20 protein-coding genes are annotated in these 23,721 nt (G+C 65.3%); 7 read left to right on the forward strand and 13 right to left on the reverse strand.

The window, feature by feature from the left end:
* Window positions 1–4 precede the first annotated feature (4 nt).
* A complete protein-coding gene (locus QM470_RS00715; RefSeq protein WP_283337774.1) occupies window positions 5–388 on the forward strand; it encodes a hypothetical protein in 384 nt (127 codons plus the stop codon).
* Window positions 389–534: 146 nt separating this feature from the next.
* Here the strand turns inward: QM470_RS00715 and QM470_RS00720 are convergent, their stop codons facing one another.
* The 3 genes from QM470_RS00720 to QM470_RS00730 form a co-directional block, all read right to left on the reverse strand.
* Window positions 535–1,509: a Bug family tripartite tricarboxylate transporter substrate binding protein gene (locus QM470_RS00720; protein WP_066533306.1), complete on the reverse strand. Its 975-nt coding sequence runs from the start codon at window positions 1,507–1,509 to the stop codon at window positions 535–537.
* 233 nt (window positions 1,510–1,742) lie between these two features.
* A complete protein-coding gene (locus QM470_RS00725) occupies window positions 1,743–2,009 on the reverse strand; it encodes a DUF2798 domain-containing protein (RefSeq protein ID WP_066532228.1) in 267 nt (88 codons plus the stop codon).
* A gap of 136 nt (window positions 2,010–2,145) precedes the next feature.
* Window positions 2,146–2,904 carry an isochorismatase family protein gene (locus tag QM470_RS00730; protein ID WP_283337775.1) on the reverse strand — a complete coding sequence of 253 codons (759 nt, stop codon included), beginning with the start codon at window positions 2,902–2,904 and terminating at the stop codon, window positions 2,146–2,148.
* A 426-nt stretch (window positions 2,905–3,330) separates the two neighbouring features.
* Between QM470_RS00730 and QM470_RS00735 the strand changes: the two genes are divergently transcribed.
* The gene (locus tag QM470_RS00735) at window positions 3,331–4,395 is read left to right on the forward strand and encodes an asparaginase (protein WP_283337776.1); all 1,065 of its coding nucleotides are present in this window, start codon (window positions 3,331–3,333) and stop codon (window positions 4,393–4,395) included.
* Window positions 4,396–4,518: 123 nt separating this feature from the next.
* On the opposite strand, the gene QM470_RS00740 is transcribed toward QM470_RS00735, so the two are convergent.
* Window positions 4,519–5,706: a M20 aminoacylase family protein gene (locus QM470_RS00740; protein WP_283337777.1), complete on the reverse strand. Its 1,188-nt coding sequence runs from the start codon at window positions 5,704–5,706 to the stop codon at window positions 4,519–4,521.
* 18 nt (window positions 5,707–5,724) lie between these two features.
* Window positions 5,725–7,068 carry a DUF3100 domain-containing protein gene (locus QM470_RS00745; RefSeq protein WP_283337778.1) on the reverse strand — a complete coding sequence of 448 codons (1,344 nt, stop codon included), beginning with the start codon at window positions 7,066–7,068 and terminating at the stop codon, window positions 5,725–5,727.
* Window positions 7,069–7,267: 199 nt separating this feature from the next.
* On the opposite strand from QM470_RS00745, the gene QM470_RS00750 reads away from it, so the two are divergent.
* Window positions 7,268–8,182, forward strand: coding sequence for a LysR family transcriptional regulator (locus tag QM470_RS00750; protein ID WP_283337779.1), 915 nt, complete (start codon window positions 7,268–7,270; stop codon window positions 8,180–8,182).
* Window positions 8,183–8,323: 141 nt separating this feature from the next.
* On the opposite strand, the gene QM470_RS00755 is transcribed toward QM470_RS00750, so the two are convergent.
* Both QM470_RS00755 and QM470_RS00760 read right to left on the reverse strand, forming a co-directional pair.
* Window positions 8,324–9,397: an alkene reductase gene (locus tag QM470_RS00755; protein ID WP_283337780.1), complete on the reverse strand. Its 1,074-nt coding sequence runs from the start codon at window positions 9,395–9,397 to the stop codon at window positions 8,324–8,326.
* A gap of 266 nt (window positions 9,398–9,663) precedes the next feature.
* Complete coding sequence (locus QM470_RS00760) at window positions 9,664–11,079, reverse strand: GntP family permease (protein WP_283337781.1); 1,416 nt, start codon at window positions 11,077–11,079, stop codon at window positions 9,664–9,666.
* Between the two features lie 348 nt (window positions 11,080–11,427).
* On the opposite strand from QM470_RS00760, the gene QM470_RS00765 reads away from it, so the two are divergent.
* Complete coding sequence (locus QM470_RS00765; protein WP_066532258.1) at window positions 11,428–11,784, forward strand: zinc ribbon domain-containing protein YjdM; 357 nt, start codon at window positions 11,428–11,430, stop codon at window positions 11,782–11,784.
* 101 nt (window positions 11,785–11,885) lie between these two features.
* Here QM470_RS00765 and QM470_RS00770 read toward each other — a convergent pair whose 3' ends face one another.
* Window positions 11,886–13,532, reverse strand: coding sequence for a carboxylesterase/lipase family protein (locus tag QM470_RS00770; RefSeq protein WP_283337782.1), 1,647 nt, complete (start codon window positions 13,530–13,532; stop codon window positions 11,886–11,888).
* A 337-nt stretch (window positions 13,533–13,869) separates the two neighbouring features.
* Between QM470_RS00770 and QM470_RS00775 the strand changes: the two genes are divergently transcribed.
* The 3 genes from QM470_RS00775 to QM470_RS00785 all read left to right on the forward strand — a co-directional run bounded on the left by QM470_RS00775 (window position 13,870) and on the right by QM470_RS00785 (window position 18,222).
* On the forward strand, window positions 13,870–14,430 hold the full coding sequence (locus QM470_RS00775) for a sigma-70 family RNA polymerase sigma factor (protein ID WP_283337783.1): 561 nt from the start codon (window positions 13,870–13,872) through the stop codon (window positions 14,428–14,430).
* Between the two features lie 88 nt (window positions 14,431–14,518).
* Window positions 14,519–15,583: a FecR family protein gene (locus tag QM470_RS00780; protein WP_283337784.1), complete on the forward strand. Its 1,065-nt coding sequence runs from the start codon at window positions 14,519–14,521 to the stop codon at window positions 15,581–15,583.
* Window positions 15,584–15,795: 212 nt separating this feature from the next.
* Complete coding sequence (locus QM470_RS00785; RefSeq protein ID WP_283337785.1) at window positions 15,796–18,222, forward strand: TonB-dependent siderophore receptor; 2,427 nt, start codon at window positions 15,796–15,798, stop codon at window positions 18,220–18,222.
* A 153-nt stretch (window positions 18,223–18,375) separates the two neighbouring features.
* On the opposite strand, the gene QM470_RS00790 is transcribed toward QM470_RS00785, so the two are convergent.
* From QM470_RS00790 to QM470_RS00810, 5 genes are read right to left on the reverse strand one after another with little or no spacing between them, the layout of a single operon-like run.
* A complete protein-coding gene (locus QM470_RS00790) occupies window positions 18,376–19,164 on the reverse strand; it encodes a DeoR/GlpR family DNA-binding transcription regulator (protein ID WP_283337786.1) in 789 nt (262 codons plus the stop codon).
* Between the two features lie 57 nt (window positions 19,165–19,221).
* On the reverse strand, window positions 19,222–20,298 hold the full coding sequence (locus QM470_RS00795) for an ABC transporter ATP-binding protein (protein ID WP_283337787.1): 1,077 nt from the start codon (window positions 20,296–20,298) through the stop codon (window positions 19,222–19,224).
* A gap of 32 nt (window positions 20,299–20,330) precedes the next feature.
* A complete protein-coding gene (locus QM470_RS00800; RefSeq protein ID WP_283337788.1) occupies window positions 20,331–21,161 on the reverse strand; it encodes a carbohydrate ABC transporter permease in 831 nt (276 codons plus the stop codon).
* A 2-nt stretch (window positions 21,162–21,163) separates the two neighbouring features.
* Window positions 21,164–22,108 carry a carbohydrate ABC transporter permease gene (locus tag QM470_RS00805; RefSeq protein ID WP_283337789.1) on the reverse strand — a complete coding sequence of 315 codons (945 nt, stop codon included), beginning with the start codon at window positions 22,106–22,108 and terminating at the stop codon, window positions 21,164–21,166.
* A 4-nt stretch (window positions 22,109–22,112) separates the two neighbouring features.
* Window positions 22,113–23,327, reverse strand: a complete 1,215-nt coding sequence (locus QM470_RS00810) for an ABC transporter substrate-binding protein (protein WP_283337790.1) — start codon at window positions 23,325–23,327, stop codon at window positions 22,113–22,115.
* Window positions 23,328–23,721: the final 394 nt, after the last annotated feature.

A 23,721-nucleotide genomic window follows, 5' to 3' on the forward strand; every position in this document is an offset into this window, starting at 1 on the left:
TTCCGTGCCGCGCTTGCTCACCACCGGTCTGGCCTGCCTGGGCCTGCTGGCCGCCTACGGTTTTCTCGATGGTGCGGCCCCGCCAGATCTGGCGCACACCGGCAACCAGGTGAACCAGGCCATACACCGGCTGCGTGTGCAAGTGAAGGCGCTGGACGACTCGCCGCTGTCCAGGGAAGTGGCCGCATGGGCCCGGCGCGTGCCCGGCCCTTCGCCTGAGGACCTGCTGCACATCCCGGAACGGGTGGACCGGCTGCTGGCCGACCCTCAGATGACCAACCGCACCTGGGCGGCATGGCAGCAGGACTACGCCGCCCTGTGCAAAGACCAGATCAATCCGCACCTGCCGCAGGCGCTGCAGTGCGGGCCTGCCCACGGGGCGCAGTAGACGCAACGCCTGACGGTGCCGGCTCGGTCCCGCCAGGGTTCATCCTCGCTTCCAAGCTTGCAAACCGACAAACCTCCAATGGCCGCTTCAGCCCACCAGCGCGCTGGCAGCGCAGAAGCAGCACATTGTCAGAACGCCAACCCGGCTCAGGCCTGCGGGCCCAGCTTGGCCAGCGCGGCCTTTTCCTTGACGGTGGATTCCTGGGCAAACTGCTTGTAGCGCGCGCTGTCCATGTAGATGGGCAGCATCTCGAAGCGCTGCAGCATGGCCTGGTAGCTTTCCATCTCCATGGCCTGCTTGAAGGCGTCGTGCAAGCGGGCCTGCACGTCCTTGGGCAGGCCCTTGGGCGCCACCAGACCAAACGGCGAATACTGGGTCGTGGGCAGGCCCAGCTCAATTAGCGTAGGCGTCTTGGGCAGCGTGGGCAGACGCTTTTCGGTCCACACATTCAGTGCCACCATGCGGCCCTGGTCCACATAGGGGATGACGGCGCTGGTGTCGGCCGCCACCATCACCTCACCGGACATGGTGGCGCGCATCAGCTCGGCCGAGCCCTTGTAAGGCACATGCACCACTTCCAGGCCCAGTTGCTGGGCAATGATGGCCGAGGTCACGTGCGGCGAGGTGTAGGTGCCGGTGTTGCCAATGGTCAGCTTGCCGGGATGGGCCTTGGCCCAGGCCACCACGTCCTGCCAGCTCTTGAGGCCCGACTGGGTGCTGGCCACCATGCAGAACGCATAGCCGGTCACATTCAGGATGTAGCTCAGGTCTTCCACCGGATTCCACTTCAGGCCGGTGGTGAACGGCAGGCGCATCACGCTCATCGGCAACTGGGCCAAGGTGTAGCCGTCGGCCTGGGTGGACTGCAGCTGGGCAGCTGGCAGCGAACCCGAGGCACCCGGGCGGTTTTCCACGATGACGGGCTGGCCCAGGACCTTGCTCGCGTTCTCTGCCAGCTGGCGCATGGTCAGGTCGGTCGGCCCCCCGGCCGGAAACGCCACCACCAGCTTGATGGCACGGGTGGGAAAAGCCTTGCTGGCCTGGGCCAGCGATGGAGCGGTGCCCAGCCAGGAGCCGGCCACGGCCGACACGCCCGCCTGCAGAGCGGTTCTGCGCGAGATACTCATTGTCTTTGTCTTCCTAATAGTTATTTGGTGACAAAGAGTGTAGAAATCGATAGCGATTCCGCAGTGACGCCTAGGCGACAAGACCTGCGTGAGCACCGGCTATCAGCACCCCAACAGTGCGCAAGGCCTCCGGCATGCAGGCATCCCACACCAGCAGGCAGCACGGAATGCGGCGGTTTTCGCCGTTTCGCAGCTGGCAGCAAGACGCCAGAGCGCCCTGGCGATTTTCAGTGTCCGGTATGCACCGTCAGCGCCACCAGGCGCATCACAAAAGGCCGCACCACCATCACACAGCAGAACGCCACCGGCAAGGCCAGCATGTAGGCGCTCAGCACCCGGGACCAATAGCCTGCGTCGAAGCCGGTTTGCACCCCCACGATGGTGGCGCACATCAGCAACGCCATGATCATGGCCATGTAGAAGGCAAACACCACGGGGACAAAGCGGCGGTGCAGCTTCCAGCGGGACGGAGTGGGAGAGGAAGACGGTGTCATGCAGATATTGGTTGATTTAATCAATCAATTATCGCATTGAAATGTTGACTAAATCAACATTCTGCGCAGTTTTTACACCGCTGTAACCCTCCCCCAATCCTCCAGCCCTGCCCCATGCCCAGCACGTGCCCTGCCCTCAGGCCATCACCGGCTCGGTCTGCAGGGCGTCGCAAAACGCCGGCACCTGGCTGACCCAGCCAAAGAAGGTCTCCACGTTGTACGCCGTGGCCTGCTGCATGCTGTCGCCTCCCAGCGCATGGGTGGCATCCTCCAGCAGCACGCTGAAGTATTCCAGGTGGAAGGCGTCGCGCAAGGTGGACTCCACGCACACATTGGTGGCAATGCCGGTCATGAACAAGGTGTTGATGCCCCGCGCACGCAGCACGCTGTCCAGCTGGCTGTGAAAGAAGCCGCTGTAGCGTACCTTGGGCACCACAATGTCTCCGGGCTGGGGCTGCATGCAGTCCATCAACGCATAGTCCCAGCCCCCCTTGGCCAAGAAGCGGCCTGCCAGCTCGGGCTTTTTGCGCATGGTCTTGAGCGCATTGCTCTTGTACCAGTTGGGCGATCCAGGGCCGCCCGCCTCCACATAGTCGGCATCCCAGCCGTTTTGCAGAAACACCACCAGCATGCCCGCCGCGCGTGCGGCGCTGATGGCCTGCAGGATTTTGTCGGCCGCAGCCTGCGCGCCGGCCACGCTGAAGCCGGCCTGGTCGACATAGCCGCCCACCGAGGCATAGGCGTTCTGCATGTCCACCACGATCAGCGCGGACTGCGCCGCCGCAAACGCCACCGGCTCCGGCCGCGCCGCCACCACACACGGCGCCGGGCTGCCGGCGGCGCGCGGTGCGCCCACCGGGGTGGTGGAAGTCAAAGTCACATGCTGAAGGGTCATGGCAGGCATTCACAAAGTGGAGGGAGAGATCAGCCTGCGCCGCTGTGGCCCAGGCCCCGCCCTGTGCATTGCACAAAACATACCTGCGGGAACACACGCCCGCGCTGCCCCGCAGCCCGCCGCGTCACCTGCAGGACAGCGCTTCGACTGCCATAAAACCTGCTGCATATTCAGCAGCTGCAGTCACAGGCAGCTATCCAATCAGGAGCACCCTGTCGAAAACCAGACGACATGGCACCGCGCGCCAGACCCGCCAGACCCATGCGGCACAAGGCCCAGCCGGCTTGCCACACGCCGCACGCCGGCGGCTGCGGGATTTCCACGAGGTCCAACTCCCCAAAACGGTGCGTTGGCAGGCCAACAATGGCCGAGCCTGCTGCATGGCAGGCGCATTACAAGACTTCCCTCTCTCGGAGACATTCCCCTATGCAACGCTTGCGCCCCACTGCCATGGCCCTCGCCGTGGCGCTGTCCACCACCTTGTTGGCTGGCAACGTCCTGGCCCAGGCCAAACCCACGGTGCAGTTCATTGCCACCGGCGGCACCATCGCCATGAAGATCGACCCGGTCAAAAACGCGCCGGTGCCGGCCATTTCCGGCGACGACCTGCTGGCCACCGTGCCCGATGTGGGCAAGTACGCCCAGATCCAGGTGAACAACCTCTCCAATGTCCCGTCGGACTATATGGACCCCGCGCGCTGGGTGCAGCTCAGCGCCGCCGTGCAGGCCGCCCTGGCCCGGCCCGAAGTGGCGGGCGTCATCGTCTCCCACGGCACCGACACGCTGGAGGAAACCGCGTTCTGGCTGGACCTGACCGTGCAGTCGCCCAAGCCCATCGTGCTGATCGGTGCCCAGCGCAACGCCTCGGTGTCGGACTTTGACGGCCCGCGCAACCTCCTCAACGCCGTGCGCATTGCCGTCGACCCGCAGTCCCAGAACAAGGGCGCCATGCTGGCCATGAACAACCAGATCAACGCCGCACGCTATGTCACCAAGACACACACCGCCAATGTGGAGACCTTCCGCTCCGGCGAATACGGCTTTCTGGGCGAGGTCTACCCCGACCGCGTGATCTACGGCAGCGCCCCCGTGCGCCGCCAGCACATTGCCATCCAGGCCCAGACCATGCCCGAAGTGGAAATCGTCCCCATGTACGGCGGCGCCAACGGCGAAGCGCTGCGCCAGGCCGTGGACCGGGGCGTCAAAGGCATCGTCATCGACGCACTGGGCATGGGCAATATGAACGTGCCCATGCTGAACGCCGCCAAATACGCCATCGGCAAGGGCGTGCCCGTGGTGGTCACCACCCGCGTGCACAACGGCCGCGTGATGCCCAGCTACGGTTTTGAAGGCGGCGGCAAGACCTCCTTCGACGCCGGCGCCGTCATGGCCGGCGACCTCAAGGCCCCCAAGGCGCGCATTCTGCTGATGCTGGCCCTGCAATCCGGCCAGGCACAGCGCGAACAGCTGCAGGCGCTGTTCGACAAGTAAGCCCCACACACCGCCATGAAAAAAGCCAGCGCACTGCGCTGGCTTTTTCGAGGGGACGGGGTTGTGCGCAAGGCCACTATCACAGCCGTGCTGCAGCCGCTCTGCAGCTCTGCCGCCTTTCCGTCAGCCCGCGGTGGACGCCTTGGGCAGCTTGCCTTCGCGCAGCAGCGCGCCCACCAGCTCCACCCAGTAGCGCACGCCCAGCGGCAGATTCGCGTCGTTGAAGTCGTACTTGGGGTTGTGCAGCGAGGCACTGTCTTCCCCGTTGCCCAGCCAGATGTAGACACCCGGGCATTCCTGGGCCATGAAGGAAAAATCCTCCGACGCCATGCTGGGCACCATGTCGCGGCGCACCTTGCCGTCGCCCAGCACACTGTTCAGCACCTCGGCACAGACTTCGGCGTGCTGCGGGTTGTTGATGGTGGCCGGGTAGCTGACGCGGTAGTCCAGCTTCGCTTCCAGCCCGTGCAGCGCGCAGGTAGCGTGGATGGCATCGCGAAAGCGCTGCTCGATGCGTGCACGCTGCGCCATGTCAAAGCAACGCACGGTGCCGCGCAGCTTGATGGCTTCGGGCATCACGTTGTAGGTGTCGCCCGCGTTGAAGCTGGTCACGCTCAGCACGGCGGGCTTGTGCACTTCCTGCTCGCGTGCAATCAGCGCCGGCAGCTGGGTCACCAGCTGGCAGGCCGCCAGCAGCGCATCCTTGCCCAGATGGGGCATGGCGGCGTGGCAGCCTTTGCCAATCAGCGTCAGGTCAAAAATGTCGAACGCCGCCATCACGGCCGTGCTGTGGACCGCCGCCGTGCCCACCGGCAGCCCTGGCCAGTTGTGCATGCTGTAAACGGCTTCCATGGGAAAGCGCTGGAACAGGCCGTCCGCAATCATGGCGCGGGCGCCGCCTTCGTTCTCTTCCGCAGGCTGGAAGATGAAGTGCACCGTCCCGGCAAAGTCCGGGTGGGCCGCCAGCGTCTTAGCCGCGCCCAGCAGCATGCTGGTGTGGCCGTCGTGGCCGCAGGCGTGCATGCGGCCGGTGTGCTGCGAGGCATGCTCGCAGGTGTTTAGCTCGGTCACATGCAGCGCGTCCATATCGGCGCGCAGGCCGATGGACGGGCCCGCGCCCAGCGCGCCCTGCAGCACGGCCACCACGCCGGTGCCGGCCAGGCCGGTGTGCACTTCCAGCCCGAAACTGGTCAGCAGCTCGGCCACGCGGGCGCTGGTGCGGTGCTCCTGGAACGCGGTTTCCGGGTGGCGGTGAAAGTCATGGCGCCAGGCTTGCAGCTCTTGCTGACCCGGCCATTGAATGGTTTGCATGCTCTGCTCCCGTGGTGCTTACAGCGTGTGCACAAAGGTCTGCGCGATCATCGTCGCGGCCAGGAACACGCCGGCATTGGCCAGCAGCGACACCACCACAATGCGCCAGCCCAGGCGGCGGAAGGCGGGGATGTCCTTGGCCAGCGACAGCCCGGCAAAGGTCAGCATCGGGGTGATCATGGCCAGAAAGCTGATCTTGCCGGTCAGTGCCGCCACTTCGGCCGCATACGGCGTGTGGGGGAAGGTCAGCGCCATGGCGATGAACGAGATCCAGCACACGGCCGGCAGCTTGCGCTTGGTGCCCACATAGATCAGGTCGCCCACCAGCACCGCCAGGATGATGATGACCACGCCCGGCAGCGCATCCAGCACCGGCGTGCCGTAGCCAATGCGGTTGCCGATCAGCACCATCGCGCCCACCAGCACCCAGGAAGCCAGGCGCATGCCCAGGCCCAGCACGGGGCCGTGCACCACTTCTTCCTCGGTATCGTCTGCGGCAGCCTTGGCTTCTTCCACGGCCACGGCCTTGCGGTTGCGGCCCAGCAGCGGCTCCAGCACGCGGTAGGCGTACACGGCCACGGGCAGCGAGATGAACAGCGTCAGGTAGGTGCCCACCGTGGTGGCAATCAGGTTGGCGGCAGCGGCAAAGGTGGCGATCTGGTCGCTCATCTCGGGGTGCTGCGCAGCAATGGCGCCCACGGCGGCGGCCGTCATCGAACCCGAACCCACGCCCGCGCCCATGCCCAGGGCCAGCGGATGGAAAATGTTCAGGCTGGAGACAAAGCCTGCCAGCAGCGAAATGAAGATCGCGCCGATCAGCGTGCCGGTGATGTACTCGGCCAGCACACCGCGGCCTTCGGGCGAATCCATGCCGAAACGCTCACCGATGATGGCCAGGCCCGGCTCGCGGCCGATGGAGAAGGTGGCTCCCACCGCCTCGCGCTTGATGCCCAGCAGCAGCGCCACCGGCATGCCCAAGGCAATGCAGCCCACCAGATTGCCCAGCTCCTGCAGCACCAGACCCCAGCCCACCTGGGCCAGCTGCGGCAGCGAACCGCCCACCAGCAGACCTAGCTTGGCGATGAACAGGAACAGCGCCGACGACAGAATCGCCGCCGACAGATGCTGGCTGTGCAGGCTGACCTGCAGCGGCGCCGGCATGCGCTTGCGCAGCAGGCCCAGCACCAGGCCAATCAGCAGCGCCCAGATCATCGGCAGCAGCACCACCTTGCCCACGCCCAGGGCAATGGGCAGAGGCCCCAGCCATTCGGACAAGGCCGCAATCACCAGCGCCAGCACAAAAATCTGCACCACGCTGCCCATGTTCATTGCTGCCTTGGCTGGCCGCATCGCTGTACTCATCAATGTCTTTCTCTGCGCTGCAGCCCACGTTGTGCCGCGCAATGGATGGCTCGAAATGGCAGACCCAGCCGGCACCCCAGCCCCTGCCCATACGGGCGCCGAATATAGCAATGCGTTTATTGCATGTGGTTTTGTTTTCTGTTCTAAAAAAAAGAACATTAGTATTACCACGCATCAATCTACGCCCCTGGTGACCTCCATGCAAGCCTTCCAAGACTCCCGCGCACGCTATCTTTTTGAAGCGGTTTCCTGTGGCTCCGTGCGCGCTGCAGCCGAAAAGCTGGGCATCGTGCCCTCGGCCGTCAGCCGCCAGGTCAGCCTGCTGGAAGAAGAATTGGGCCTGGCCCTGCTGGAGCGCCACCGCACCGGCGTGGTCCCCACCGAGGCCGGCCAACTGATCCTGGACTACCACCGCCAGCAGACCGCCCACCAGCACGACATGCTGGCCAAGGTGGATGCGCTGCGCGGCCTGCACAGCGGCAGCGTCAGCGTGGTCAGCGGAGAAGGCTTTGCCCAGGAGCTGATCGACGGGCCGATCCGCCAGTTCCGCCTGCAGCACCCGGGGGTCAGCGTGTCGCTGGAAATCTACGGCACCACCGAAATCATGCGCCGCGTGCGCGAGGACGAGGCCGAGATCGGCCTGGTCTACTACCCGCCGGCCGACAGCCACATCACGGCCCGCGGCGCGGCGCGCCAGCCCATGCACGCCATCGTCCACCCGCAGCACCCGCTGGCCGATGTGCCGCACACCACGCTGCAGGCGCTGACGCAGTGGCCCATCGCCCTGCTGCAAGGCGTCTACGGCATCCGCCAGCTGGTGGAATACGCCGAGCAGGCGGACAAGATCCGCCTCTCCCCGGCCCTGACCAGCAACCTGATCAGCGTGCTGATCAGCTTTGTCGCCACCAACCAGGGCGTGACCCTGCTGCCGCCCTGCGCCATCACCACCGAACTGGCCCAGGACCGCGTGCGCGCCGTGGCGGTGAACAGCACCCCGTTCCAGCAGGCCGAGATGCAGCTCATCACCCGCACCGGCCGCTATCTGTCTCCGTCCGCCAACCGCTTTCTGCAGTACTGCATGCAGGGCATGCAGGCCTTCCACACGGGCGAATAGCTGCGGCCCGCCAGAAAACCCACGACCTGCGCGGCACAAAAAAAACCAGGCTGACAAGCCTGGCTTCGGGGTGGCACGGCACCGCTGCACTGCGGCCCGCCGGGTAAGGCAACGCTGGGCGTGCAGCGGCAGTGGTCTGCCTCAGTCTGCGGTGCAGGCTTCCAGCGCCGGGTAATCGTTGTACCCCGTGGCGTCGGGGCTGTAGATGGTGGAGGCGTTCAGCGCATTCAGCGGCGCACTCTGGGCAAAGCGGGCCGGCAGGTCCGGGTTGGCAATGAAGGTGCGGCCAAAGGCCACGGCATCGGCCGCGCCGCTGGCCAGCACGGCTTCGGCCTGCTGCTGGGTGAATCCGTCATTGGCAATGAACGTGCCCTTGAAGACCTTGCGCATGTGCTGGCCGATGGGCAGCACGCCGTCCTTGAGCTCTTCGCGCGAGAAGATGAAGCCCAGCTTGCGCGCCGCAATCTGTTCGGCCACATAGGTGAACAACGCCACTGGGTCGCTGTCACGCATGCTGTGCGTGTTGCTCATGGGGTTCAAGTGCACGCCAATGCGTTCGGCCGGCCATTCCTGGGCCAGCGCATCCAGCGTCTCCAGCAGAAAGCGTGCACGGTTTTCAATGCTGCCGCCGTACTGGTCGACACGCTGGTTGCTGCCGTCGTGCAGGAACTGGTCGAATAGATAGCCATTGGCGGCATGCACTTCGATGAAGTCAAAACCGGCCGCCTTGGCGTTGCGCGCGGCCTGCACAAAGTTCTGCACAATGCCGGCAATCTCGGCCGTCTCCAGCGCGCGCGGCACGGCATAGGGGCGCTTGGGGCGCAGCACATTCACCTCGCCTTCGGCGGCAATGGCGCTGGGGGCCACGGGCAGTTGGCCATCCAGCAGCTCGGGGTCCGAAATACGGCCCACATGCCACAGCTGCAGCGCAATCTTGCCGCCTTCGGCGTGCACGGCCTCGGTCACCTGCTTCCAGCCCGCCACCTGCGCGTCCGACCAGATGCCCGGCGTATTGGGGTAGCCCACGCCCATCGGCGTAACCGATGTGGCTTCCGTCAGGATCAGCCCCGCGCCTGCACGCTGGCGGTAGTGCGTCGCCTGCAGTGCACCCGGCGCACGGCCGTCAAAGGCACGCATGCGCGTCAGCGGGGCCATCACCACGCGGTTGGACAGAGTGACGGAGCCAATGTGGAAAGGAGTCTGGAGTGAGGTCATAAGAGCCAATCGAAAGAGAAGGTCCGCCCGGCCGCAGCCAGGGAATGCATGCCAGCGGCATGCCCGGTCAGCACCGCCGGACCGGGGGACATGCGGGCCGGTTTGCTGCATTGCAATAGGCGCGGGCGGTTTTTCTGCAGCTTTCGTTCTTTCGCCCTGTAAGCCCCGCCCGGCGCTCCCCTCTTCCCGCCCTCCTGCCTTCTGCGGCACCGAAAGCACTCCGTGCAGCACCCGCCTTGGCAGGCAGCGTCCCGGCATGGCACACCTCAGAAGCTGCCCACCCAGGTGCCCAGGGCGATCACCAGCACCAGCGCTGGCAGCGGGAACAGCATGGTCACCGCCGCAATGTCGCCATAGGACTGGCGGTGGTTGAGCTTGCAGATCGCCAGCAAGGTGATGATGGCGCCGCAGTGCGGCAAGGTGTCCATGCCGCCGGCGGCCATCACCGCCACCCGGTGCAGCAGCGCGGGGCTGATGCCGGCCGCCTGGGCCATGGCCAGGTAATCAGCGCCCAGGGTCTGCAGCGCAATGCTCAGCCCGCCGGACGACGACCCGGTGATCCCCGCCAGCACATTCATGGCCACGGCCTCGGACACCAGGGGGTTGCTGGACACCTGCAGCACCGCATCGCGGATCAGCGCAAAACCGGCCAGCGATGCAATCACCGCGCCATAGCCCACTTCGGACGCCGTGTTGAACAACGGCAGCATGAAGCCAAACACCCCTTGGTTGATGGTGTCCTTCAGGTTGTGCCACCGCCCCAGGCGCAGCAGCACCAGCGCCATGCAAGCCGCAATCAGCGCAATCACCAGCGCCCACAAACCCACCAGCCGGCTCGGGTCCAGCGCCGGAAAGCGTTCACTCACAAAACCCAGGTCCATGCGCGGAAACACGCCATAGGTGAACAGCGCGTTCACGCCTATCACCAGCAGCAGCGGCAGCAGCGCCATCCACAGCGGAATCTGCGCATGGCGTGCGGCATCGGCCGCCAGTTGCTCGGGCGTCGGCGCCGCATCGGCGCCACCTTCGTCGTGCTCGCCATAGCCCTCGCCTGCGGCCTTGGCAGCGGCGGCCCGCCGGCTCAGCCACCACAGGCCGCCCGCCAGAATCAGCGCCGCAGCCAGAATCCCCAGCCCCGGCGCCGCAAACACATTGGTGCCGAAGTACGGAATCGGCATGGCGTTCTGGATGGCGGGCGAGCCCGGCAAGGCCGTCATGGTGAAGGTGAACGCGCCCAGCGCAATCGTGGCCGGAATCAGGCGCTTCGGAATCTGCGCCTCTTCAAACAGATTGCGCGCAATCGGGTAGATGGCAAAAGCCACCACAAACAGCGACACCCCGCCATAGGTCAGCAGCGCGCAGGCCAGCACCACGGTCTGTATGGCGTACTTCTTGCCCAGGGTGCGCACAATCCAGTGCGCCAAGGTGCTGGCCGCACCCGAATCGGCCGTCAGCCGCCCGAACAGCGCGCCCAGCAGGAACAAGGGCAGAAACTGCAGCACATAGCCGCTGAGCGCGGCCATGAAGGTATCGGTATACAGCGGCAGCAACCAGCGCCCGTCACCCGACAGCACCACCGCCACCGCCGCCATCAGCGGCGCCAGCAGCAGCACCGTCACGCCCCGGTAGGCCAGGAACATCAGCAGCGCCAGCGAAACGGCCACGGCCAGCACGCTCAGCATGCGCGCCCTTTCCACCAGGCCCCGACAGCAGCGCCGGTGCGGATACGGTCAGCGGTACACGGCATGGCCTCTCCTGTCCTGCGGAAACCGGCCATGCCAACAGCGGCACGGAACCGGCCCCAACGGGAAACAGTATGCCCGACGCATGCTGCAGTGCACAACACCACGGCCGGGGCGATCGAGGCAGGGCCGTCCTTCTAGCCCGCCGCCCGGGTCTCTTGCGGCCATCGCAACAATCTCGGCACGCACCAGCACGCCGCAGCGCCTGCCACAGCGCGCAATCCGCACTCCCGCACTCCGCTACTGCGCGAGCCTGTACGCTCACACTTTTGTAACAACGAACGTGACATGAGCGATTCCACCCTGCCCGCCTGCCCCCAATGCGGCCTGGACCACACCTACCCCGACGGCGACCTGCTGGTCTGCCCCGACTGCGCCCATGAATGGTCGGCCCAGGCCGACGCTGCGGCCGATGAAGACAGCGGCCCGCGCGTCATCAAGGACGCCAATGGCACCCCGTTGGCCGACGGCGACAGCGTGCTGCTGGTCAAGGACCTGAAGGTGAAGGGCTCCTCCACCGTCATCAAGAAAGGCACCAAGATCAAAGGCATCCGCCTGGTCTATGACAACGGCGACCACGACGTGGACTGCAAGACCGACCAGGGTCCGTTCATCCTGAAGTCGGAATTCCTGAAGAAGGCGTAAGCCCGCCGCCTCGGCCCCTTCTGGACCTTCCCGCCATCTGGAAGGTCCAGAAGGCGCAGGCCTGGGCCCTCAATCAAGGCCGCAGGCGTGCGCGCCCGTCTTCAGTCCCGCACAAACGACACCGGGAAGCTGTACTCATACAGCGGCACCTGGGCCAAGGCCTGGCGGGCATGGGCTTCGGGGTTGCCCACCACCGTCCAGCTCTTGCCGATGCGGGCCGTAGTGCGCTGGCCGCGCTCGTAACGGCTCCAATGCTGCACGCCGGCGCGCTCGGAATTGGGGTTGCCGCTGCGGGCAAACTGCCCCCAGATGGCGCCGATGCGATCACGCACCTGCAGCTGGTCGGGACTGTCCTGCAACAGATGGCGGGCCGCATCCAGCGTGCCAAAGATGAAAGGCACTTCGGACGTGTGTGCCGCCCCCAGCACGCCATTGCGTGCGGGCGATGTCCAGTCGAACGCGTAGGCATGCACCGGCGCGCCGCCCAGGTCGGCCTGGCGGTCGGCAAAGGCCAGGGTGGGCAGCTTGTAGTTGTAGTCGCTGGCCACCGCAATCAAGCGCTGTGACGCCGTGCTGCCCGGGTACTGGGCCGCGTAGCTTTGCAGCAGCTCCCTGGTGGCCGGACCGGACAGGCGCAAAAACTTCTGCACCCGGGCCTGCAACTGCGCTTCACTGAGCGTGAAATTGGCCGGGTTGCCGGCCAGAAAGAACGTGGCCTCCTGCTGGGCATAGCCCACCAGCACCGGCACCTGGGCCGCCAGCGGCGTGCCTGCGGGGTCGTAGGGTTCCTGCGGAAACACCACGCCATCCAGCGTGGGGCGGAATTCGCTCACGCCACCGGTCTTGGCCAGCAGCTTGCCGTAGGCGGCCACAATCTGCTCAGCCGGCAGCTGCTGGATGCGTGCGGCATTGGCACGGTCCAACCCCAGCTCCTGCAGCAGACCGTGGCTTGCCTGGGCCACCTTCTCGCGACTGGCCAGGCGCCACAAGCCGGAGCCGCTTTGCACAATCGCCTTGTGAAACAGGCCCTTGGCAGCAGGCGCGCCCAGCAGTGCCGTGACCTTGGCGGCGCCACCGGACTGGCCAAAAATGGTGACATTGCCCGCATCGCCCCCAAAGCGCGCAATGTTCTCGCGCACCCAGCGCAGCGCCAGCACCTGGTCCAGCACACCCACATTGGCCGATTCCGGCGCAAAGCCCGGCGCGTCGATCAGCAGGGAGCCGAACACATTCAGCCGGTGGTTGATGGAGACCACCACCACATCCTGCGCCTGGGCCAGGTGGCTGCCGTCAAAACCGGGGGCCGTGCCGGCGCCGGTGGCAAAGCCGCCGCCATGCAGCCACAGCAGCACCGGGCGCTTCTTGCCGTCCAGTGCCGGGGTGAATACGGCCAGCGACAGGCTGTCTTCGCTGGTGTTGGCCGTGGGCCAGTACCAGGCAAACTCCGGCACCAGGGGCACGGCCGGCTGCGGTGCGCTGGCGCCATGCGCGGTGGCATCGCGCACACCCGCCCAGGCCTGCTTGGCCACCGGGGGGCGGAAGCGGTTGGCACCACCGGTGCTCTCGCCATAGGGCACGCCCTTGAAGGCAAAGCCTTGTGCCGTGCGCAGACCGCGCAGCTTGCCTGCCGCAGTGTCCACCACAGGCTCCTGCGTGCCCGCCGTACTGGCGCAGGCCACCAGGCCGCCGGGCAGGCTGATCACGGCACCGGCCTTCAGGCCGGACAGCAAAAACTCACGCTTGTTCATAGCACTCACACTCTCATTCCAGTCATTGCCGGGCACGGGGGTGCACCCGGTCAAGGAGCGCGACTCTAGGCGCCAGGCGCCGGAACCCCAACAAAGCTTTGTGCATGAGCTCAAACGAAAAAAGCAGATCTGCCGTCCGCCCGCACCAGGCCGTGATTCCGGCATGCAATACCGCCTGCCCTTTGCCGCTGCACCCCAGGCCGCTCCCGGCCCCGCCCTGGCAACGCATCAAATGATATTGAATATCATTTACACGTATACTCGCCTCCCACGTGGTCACCGGTCGCCCAGGCCGGATGCGCCACGCAGACGCCGCCCTCCCTCCCTGATCTGTCCCGTGGTCGCACACTACTACCGAGAGTTGCTGAGGTTCCTGCAAGGAACGGTCAGAGACCGCGATACGGCGGCAGACCTGGCACAGGAAAGCTATGCCCGCGTGCTGGCCGTGCAGGAGTCGGGCGAGCCCATCGCCGAACCGCGCGCGCTGCTGTACCGCACCGCGCGCAATCTGGTCATTGACCAGTACCGCCGCAGCGAAGTGCGCGGCACCTACGCGGCAACCGAAAGCGATGCCGCCACCGACGCAGCCGATTGGACCGCTGGCCCCGAAGCGCTGGAGCCAGAGGTGGCCGCGATGTCGTCCCAAACAGTCGATGCTCTGCTGGCCGCCATTGGCGAACTGCCTCTGCGCTGCCGCGAGGCCTTCATCCTGCACAAGTTCGACGGACTGTCCCAGGCCGAAGTGGCCCGGCAGATGGGTATCTCCGTGACCATGGTGGAGCGTCACATCAAGCTGGGCATGCAGGCCTGCCGGGCCCGCCAGGAACAAATGCAAGGTGGCGGCACAGCCGCCCCTTCCTCAGCTGCCACGGCTGCGCCCCCCCGGAGTGGTCGATGAGAATGTGCGACTTCTTTGGCTTTGCGGCGTTGGGTTTTGGCAGACTCGTGCGTCTACCTTTCTATGGCCCCTGGCTTTTCGCATCCGCATGACTGATCGCTCCACTGCCCAATCGCCACACAGCGACCTCGACACCGAGGCCCTGGAGTGGTTTGCGCGCTACAGCGATGCCCCGGATGCGGCCTACGCCAACGCAGACTTCCGCCATTGGCTGGCAGGACACCCGGACCGCGCCACCGCATTCCAGCGCTGGCAGGCTGACTGGCGCCAGCTCGATGCCCTGCCGGCATCGGGCGTTGAACAACTGCGCCTGCAGTTGAAGAAAGACCTGGCGAAATCGGCCCACAGAGCCCAGGCCACAGGATGCCCATCGCCCTGGTGGTCCGCACTGATCCCGCAGGCCATACCGCGCGCGGCACTGTCCGCCGTGGCCATGGCGCTGGTGGTCGGCAGCGGTTATATGGGCTGGGACCATTGGCAGCAGCAGCCCGTGTTTGCGCAGACCTACCAGACCGAGCGCGGGCAGCAGCTGAGTGTGGAGCTGCCCGATGGCAGCCACCTGAAGCTCGACACCGCCACACGCGTCGAAGTCAGCCTGTACCGCCAGCGCCGCGAGGTGAAGCTGCCGGAAGGACAGGCCGTGTTCGAGGTGCAGAAAGACGCCTCCCGGCCCTTCGACGTGCTGGCCGGCAGCACCCAGGTGACGGTGGTGGGCACGCGCTTTGCCGTGCGCAACACCGCCGGCAGCCCCGTGCGCGTTGCTGTAGAGGAAGGCAAGGTGCGCGTGCGCCCGCTGCCATCGGCTGGCGGCAACGTGCCCGAATCGGCGGCCGTGCTGCTGACGGCCGGCCAGCAGCTGGCCAGTGCCGATGGACATCTGGGCCCCGTGGCACCGCTTGCCGCCGCCGGCATCGCCCCCTGGCGCGACGGCCGGGTCAACCTGGAAAACGTGCCGCTCTCCGCCGCCTTGGCGGAATTCGAACGCTACGCCCCCACGCACATGGTGGTGCGCGACCCGGCAGTGGGCGCGCTGCGCCTGTCAGGCACGTTCGACCCGCAAAGACTGGCCCATTTCCGCTCCGCCCTGCCCAAGGTGCTGCCCGTGCGTTTGAAGCAAAACGGGGATCTGACGGAAATCGTGGCAAGCCACTAACAGCCGCACACCCGCTGTGGGCACCGCCGCAGCACGGTGGCCGCATCGTTGTGGCACCGGGGCGGCTTCGTGGCAGCCTCGTTGCAGTCTCATTGTGAGCCAGGCCCTCCCGCCACATTTTTAAAAAAATTTTGCGTACAGGTTGGGGTTTTGCATTGCCATGCGTCTTCCTGAGAACGATTCCTGTTTCGTGCCTTTTGGAGAAAGTTCGCATGTCCCGTTTCCGATTCCATCTTGCGCCGCTGGCAGCGGCCGTCACCCTGCTGGTAGCCACCACCACCACCCAGGCGCAATCGGGCAACACGCCCGCCCCGCAGGCTGCGCCGGTGGAAATCCAGATCACCGCGCAACCGCTGTCGCAGGCGCTGGTGGTGCTCGCACGCCAGGCCCACCTGGAATTGATGGTCCAGCCCGCCCTGGTCGAAGGCCGCACCGCCCCCGCCGTGCAAGGCCGCTTCACCGTGCGCGAAGCACTGAACCGCCTGCTCGCGGGCAGTGGCCTGTATGCCGAAGTGGAAGGCAGCTCGGTCGTGGTACGGCGCCTGTCGCCCGGCCCGGGCGCAGCCACCCTGCCGCAGGTGACCGTCACCGCCCAGGAAGAGCGCGGTGCCACCTCCGAAGGCACGGACTCCTTCGCCGCGCGTGCGGTGAGCATCAACAAAGGTGACCAGGCGCTCAAGGACATCCCCCAGTCCATCAGCGTGATCACGCACAAGCAGATCGAAGAACAGGGCATCACCGACCTCAAGCAGGCCGCCAACATCGCCACCGGCACCGTCGGCGTGACCGGTGTCGGACAAGGCATGGTGCTGGCGGCACGCGGCTTCCAGATCGACAACTGGCAATACGACGGCGTCGCGATCCCCCGCAACATGTACTCGCTGGGCAACTGGGCCGCAGAAGGCATGGCCTTCTATGACCGGCTGGAAGTCCTGCGCGGCGCATCCGGCCTGCTGCAAGGCACCGGCAGCCCTGGCGGTGCGGTCAACCTCGTGCGCAAGCGCGGCCAGAGCGAAAAGACCGTGACGCTGACCACGCGTGCCGGCTCCTGGGACCGCTACGGCGTGCAGCTGGACGTCGGCGGCCCGCTCAACGCCGAAGGCACGCTGCGCGGTCGCGCCGTGGTGGACGAAGCCCGCAGCCACTCGTTTGTCGACTATGTGAACGACCGTTCCCGGTCGCTGTATGCAGCGCTGGACTACGACATCAGCCCGGATACCACCGTGGGCCTGGGCGTGAGCCAGCTCGACAGCAAGGGACGGCCCTTCATCTACGGCGTGCCTCTGGCGGCTGACAGCCGCGATGTGGGTCTGTCCCGCTCCACGTTCACGGGTGCCTCGTGGAACCGTTCCAACCTCAAGCAGACCACGGTCTACGCCGATCTGAACCACCGCTTCAACGCGGACTGGAAGCTCAAGGTATCGGCCTTGCAGATGAACGAGACGAGCAACTCCACGCACCAGCGCATGCACGGCACCGTGGCGCCGGACGGCAGCGGAATGACCTACGCCGACTGGATCACCCACTTCGACTCCGACAAGGTCGGGCTGGATGCCTTTGTGAATGGCCGCTTCGATGCCCTGGGGCTGCGCCATGAAGTGACGCTGGGCGCCGATTACTCCAAGTACCAGTCCAACGACAAGTACACCCGCAACTTCACCTCGGGCGGCAACCTCTTCGACATCGACCACAACCGCCCCAAGCCCACCGAGGAAAGCCTGCTGGCCGCCGGTGGCCGGCAATCCGTCTCCTCCTACGACGTGCGGCAAAAAGGCATCTACGCCAGCTGGCGCACACAACTCACCGAACCCCTGACGGCCATCGTGGGGGCCCGCGTCGCCTGGTATGACCTGTTCTACAAGGCATCGTTGTTCGACACCCGCGAAGTCATGCACACCTCGGGCGAGGTCATCCCCTACTTCGGCCTGGTGTACGCCCTCAGCCCCCAGTGGTCGGCCTACGGCAGCTACACCAGCGTGTTCGAACCCCAGTCGGCACGCACGGCGGCAGGCAAGGTGCTGGAGCCCGTCATCGGATCGAACTACGAACTCGGCATCAAAGGCGAGCTGATGGACAAGCGCCTCAACACCTCGCTCGCGGTGTTCCGCTACGACCACAAGAACCGTGCCGTCAACGACATGGCATCCGGTTATGCCTGCGACGGCTGGTACTGCTCCACGGCATCCGGCAAGGTCCGCAGCCAGGGCCTGGAAGCCGAGGTGAGCGGCGAGGTGCTGCGCAATCTGCAACTGATTGCGGGCTACACCTTCAACACCACCAAATTCCTGAGCGACCCCGACAACCAGGGCAAGGTCTTCAGCACCTGGACCCCCAAGCACATGCTGCGCGTCTGGGCGTCCTACCGCCATACCGGCGACTGGAACCGCCTCACCACCAGCGCCGGCTTCACCACGCAAAGCCACACGCTCGACTACGACCGCGCGAACGACATTCCCGGCTTCACCACCTGGAACATGCGCTTCGCCTACCAGGCCACGCCCGAGGTCAACATCGCGATGAACCTGAACAACATCTTCGACAAACGCTACATCGTCCCGGGCTACACCGGCTACACCGGTGCCAACTACGGCGATCCGCGCAACGTCATGTTCACCGTGAAATACACCCCGCGCTTCTGAACGCGCATGTGGGGTGCGGGCCGCAGAAGGGCCCCCCTGCTACGGCCCTTTTTTCAAGGCGCTTTCAAGGCGCCCTTCTCTCCGGTACGCACACCGGCTGCTCGGCAGCGCCAGCACGCCAGGCGTTGCCGCTGGCCTCGCAGTCTTGACGGTTCACACCTGGCGCTCGCTTGGAAGCACCGTCAACACCCTGAGTTGCACAGTCGCCTCCGCAAGGTCGGGCGGCAGTGGCCGGTCCACCACCAGGATGTCGACATGGTCCCAGGGCAGACTGGTGATGAGCCCGGGTGCGTCGAATTTGCTGGCATCGGCCACCACGATCACTGCTTTGGCGTGGGGACATACGGCCTGCTTGAACTCCACCTCGAACGGGTCGAAGTCCAGGCACCCGCCGCGCGCGCTCAGCGCGGCCACAGAGAGGACGAAATAGTCCGGATGCAGCTGGGTGGCGAAGCGCAGTGCGTTGGCGCCAGCCAGCGTCATGTCGCTGCTGCGCAGCGTGCCGCTTGGAAGAATCACCGTGTGCCGATCGCCGCTTTGCGCCAGCGCGCGCGCGACTTCCAGCGATGGCGTGGCCACGGTGAGCCCCCGCCGCTCGGCCAGGGACTCGGCGATGAAGCAGGCCGTGCTGCTGTTGTCGAGCACCAGGCTGGCACCGTCTGGCAGCAGGGCCGAGACCTGCTGGGCAAGCCGCCGCTTGACCGCGACGTTGCTACGCAAGCGCAACTGGAACGGTGACTCCTGGACGTCCTGGTGCAGGCTGACGCCGCCGTAGAACTTGCGCACCACGCCGTCATCGGCCAGGACCTGCAGATCACGGCGGACCGTTTCGCCCGAGACCTCCAGGCGCTGCGCGAGTTCGCCGGTGGTGATAGACGGGGTGGAGCGCAGGATATCGACGATACGCTCCTGGCGTGCGCTCAGCACCGGCGTGACGCTCATGAAGGATCTCCTCTGCGGCTGGCTTTGCCCGGCATTTTGCGGCATGTGGCAATGCCCTCACGCGCGCACCGCAAGCACGCTGTCACCCTGTGCATCGAACACACGCAGTCGCTGCGCATCGGCCGTGAGGCGCGTGACGTGTCCAGCCTCGAGCGCGGTATCGCCCAGCGTGCGAACCAGCACGCTGGAATTGCCGACCTGGATCTGCGCATAGGCGTCCGCGCCCAGCCGTTCGATGCGCTGTACGGTGCCATTCCAATGCAGTGGGGGCACAACCGCCCTCCCGTCGTCAGGCACCAGGCCGATTTCTTCCGGCCGCAGGCCAAGCACGACACCATGACGCGAGGCACCGTCACCGTACTGCTGGGCCAGCCAAGCCTGTGCGGCCGGGTCCACCGGCGGCGACAGGAAATTCATTTCGGGCGAGCCGATGAACGAGGCGACGAAGCGGGTGGCAGGTTCGCGGTAGATGTCCATGGGCGCCCCCACTTGCTGCAGCCGCCCGCCGTCCATGACGGCGATACGCGTGCCCAGCGTCATTGCCTCGACCTGGTCGTGCGTGACATAGACGATGGTGATGCCCAGCTCGGCATGTAGCCATTCGAGCTCGCCGCGCATATGGGTACGCAGCTTGGCATCGAGATTGGACAGCGGCTCATCGAACAGGAAGACCTTGGGTTGGCGCACGAGAGCCCGGCCTATGGCCACGCGTTGGCGCTGGCCGCCCGACAGCTCGTTGGGCCTGCGCCCGAGCAGTTCGGTGATGCGCAGTCGCTCAGCCGCATCGTGCACGCGTGCGTCGATCTCTGCGCGCGCAAGCTTGCTCGTGCGCAGCAGGCCGAACGCCATGTTCATCTGCACCGTCATGTGGGGATACAGCGCGTAGGACTGGAACACCATCGCGATGTCCCGCTCGTGCGGCTCGGCATGGGTGACGTCTTTGCCACCGATGAGGAGCCGGCCTTGGGTGATGTCTTCCAGGCCCGCGATCATGCGCAGCGTGGTCGACTTCCCGCAGCCCGACGGGCCGACGAGCACCATGAATTCACCGGCCTGGACTTCCAGGTCCAGGTGGTGGACGGCAGTGTGGTCGCGATAGCGCTTGCAGATACCCTGAAGGGAGATGGCAGCCATGTCTGTAAAAAAGGTACGGGTGATGGGATGGCTTACTTGAGCCCTGCGTGCATGAAGCTGTCGACGAAGCGACGCTGGTAGATCACGAAAATCAGCAGCAGCGGCGAGATGACAACCATGGTGGCCGCCATGAGGCGCGGCCAGTCCGCGCCGCTGTCAGCCTTGGCCAGAAGGCCCAGGCCGATGGGCAAGGTGCGCACGCTTTCGCTGTTGGTGACAAGCAGCGGCCACATATAGTCATTCCAGTGCGTGACGACCGAGATCATCCCGAAGGCAATCAGCGTTGGTTTGACCAGCGGCAGGTACACGTGCCAGAGCGTGGCCCAGTGGCCGCAACCATCCAGCCGAGCAGCGTCCGCCAGATCGTTGGGCACCTGGCGGAAGGCCTGGCGCAGCATGAAGGTGCCGTAGCCGCTTGCGATGAATGGCACCATCAAAGCCCATAGGCTGTTGAGCAGACCCAACTCGCGCACCGTGATGAAGTTGGTCAGGAACGTCGCGTAGATCGGGAACATCACCTGCAGCAGGAACAGTCCAAACAGCAGGTCGCGCCCCGGAAAACGCAGGCGGGCGAAGGCATAGGCCGCCAGCGTGATGGTGGTCATCTGTGCCAACAGGATGCCACCCGTGACCAGAAGCGAGTTGAGCAAGTAGGTGCCGAACGGCGCGACGGACAGCGCCGCCGGGTAATTGCTCCACTGCAACACCTGCGGCAGGACGCTGCTGGCGGGGTCGAATATCTCGGCCCGCGTCTTGAATGAAGTGAGCAGCATCCAGACCAGCGGGCTGAGCCACGCCACAACGGCGGGCACCAGCAGCCATTGCATCCAGCGCGAGCGACCGAACAGTTTCCGGGTCAGCATGGTCAACGTCCCATGTAGTGAACCCGCCGCCCCAGCGTGAGAGCCACAGCGGCGATCAGCGCGCCCACCACCAGCAGCAGGATGTTGGCAATGGCCGAAGCGGTGCCTATATCCCGGAACTGGAAAGCGTTCTGATAAATGAAGAAAGTGAGTACGTTGGTGGCGTCGGCAGGCCCGCCCAGCGTCATCACGAAGACGTAGTCAAAGATCTGGTACGAGTGCAACACGCCAATGATCACCACGAAGTAGAGCGTCGGCGATATCAGCGGGATCGTGATGTGCAGCAGTTGCCGCCAGCCCGAAACGCCATCCAGTCGCGCGGCTTCGTACAGGTCGCGCGGCACCATCTGCAGGGCCGCAAGCAGGATGAGCATGAAGTAGCCGGCGTACTTCCAGATGCTCATGAAGATGATGGCGGGCAGCGCCCAGCGGCTGTCATAGAGCCATTCGAGCTTGGGCAGGCCCAGCCATTCCATAAGGCCGTTGATGGGCCCGTAGCCCGGCGCATACAGGAATACCCAAACCATGCCGGCGGCCACAGAAGGCACCATCACCGGATAGAAGAAAGTCGCGCGGTACAGGGCTGTCCCGCTGAGCTTGCGGTCCAGCGCAACGGCCAGCAACAATGCGAGGCCGATGGAGGCCGGCACGGTGACCACCATGTAGACCACCGTATTGCTCAGCGACTTCCAGAACAGAGGGTCGTTCCAGAGGCGCTGGTAGTTTTCCCAGCCCACGAAGAATATCTCGGCTGAGCCAAGTTGCACGTCGAAAAAGCCATAGACCATCGAGCGCGCGATAGGCCAGTAGGTGAAGCCTGCCAGGAACAGCAGAGACGGCGCGAGCATCACCCAGGCGGTGAACAGCTCGCGACGCCGCTGTCGGCGCCTCACCGCCAGCGCGGTATCAGGCGCTGGCACGTGGTGGGCAGTCAGTGTGGTGCTCATGGGCTCAGCCGCGACGGCGCAGCAGGCGCTGGATCTCGAGATTGGACTGCACCGTGGCCTCACGCAGCGCTGCATCGGGCTTCATCTGCCCCGCCAGTGCCTTGTCGATCGCGCTCTGCAGATAGGTGCGCACCTTGTGGTAGCCGGGTACCTGCAGAAAGGCCCCAGCGACTTCGGCAGTCACAAAGGCAGCACGCGACTCGGGCACTTTGGCCACGTGGGCCTTGAGCACTGGCGTCTCCCACGACGACTTGCGTGCCGCGAGGTAGCCGGTGTCCACGCACCACTGCGCCTGGTTGGCAGTGTTCGTCATCCAGCGGGCGAAGGTCCAGGCGGCGTGCTTGTGGGCGTCGGGCTGCTTCTTGGCAATCAGGATGGGACCACCGCCCATGGTCGAACCGTTCTGCTTGCCGATCGGCATGGGCACCACACCGACCGGGAACGATGAGGACTTGAGAATGTTGCTCATCGAGCCCGTGGAGTGGTAGAGCATGGCGGTGCGGCCTGCCATGAAGTCGTTGGCCGAGCTCTCCCAGGTCGATGCCGCCGGCATGTTCTTGGCCTGTGCCATGCGCACCCAGAACTCCATGGCGTTCAGGCTCTCAGGCGCGTCGAACATGACCTTCTCCTTGTTCCAGAACACCAGGCCGTTCTGGCGCACGAAGCTCTCGAAGATCCAGTCGTGCCAACCACCGCCGATGGTCAGACCCCACTGCGACACCGTGTCGCCCTGGCGCACGGTGAGAGCCTTGGCGGCGGCTTCGAGTTCGGTCCAGTTGGTGGGCGGCTTGGCGCCAGCTTTCTCGAACGCCGTCTTGTTGTAGTACAGGACGGGCGTGCTGCACTGGAAAGGCAGACCGTAGAGCTTGTTGTCAGCCATGCAGGTGCCCAGGAAGCCCGGCAGGAAGTCCTGGAAGATGTCGTCGGCCTTGGCCAGCGCGGTCACGTCTTCCAGTGCGTCCATGCGCAGGAAGGTCGTGAGCATGGAGTTGATCGGCAGCCACGAGGCTGGCGGATCGCCCACGCCCAGGGCCGTCATCACCTTCTGCTCGGTGTTGTCGTAGCTGCCGGCGTAGATCGCCTCGACCTGGATGTTGCTGTGCGCCGCGTTGAAGCCGGTGATCATGTTGCTGACCAGGCGGTTGATGTCGCCAGACACGCCAACGGGATACATGAAGGCCAGCTTCACCTGCTGCTGGCCCGACGCGAACAGCGGCATGCCACCAAGCATCGCGGCAGCTGAGACAGCAGCTCCGCGCTGGAGAAGCTGCCGGCGCGACGTGGTTTGCGGTACGGATGCGGAATGGGACATGTCGAAACTCCTGTTGGGACAGTTGAGGGGGCCTGCGAACAGGCTCAGCTCGCATGTTGCAGTCGCAATGTGGCAACCATGTGAAATCCACAAATTCCAATTCAATTCCACTTATTTTTGTGGAATTTGCCTGGATTGAATCCAGACATTGAAGAGATCTACGGCTTATTTCCGAGGCGCTTTCAAGGCGCCCTCCCCACCAGAGTTGCCCAACACCATCTGCACCGAAGGCACCGCACGCCGGGTGCTATGCCACGCGCAGCCCGCGCCCTTGCGCCCTTGCCCTCGGAAGATCCGGGGC

Source organism: Comamonas sp. 17RB (genome assembly GCF_030056555.1).
Taxonomy (GTDB): Bacteria; Pseudomonadota; Gammaproteobacteria; order Burkholderiales; family Burkholderiaceae_C; genus Comamonas; species Comamonas terrigena.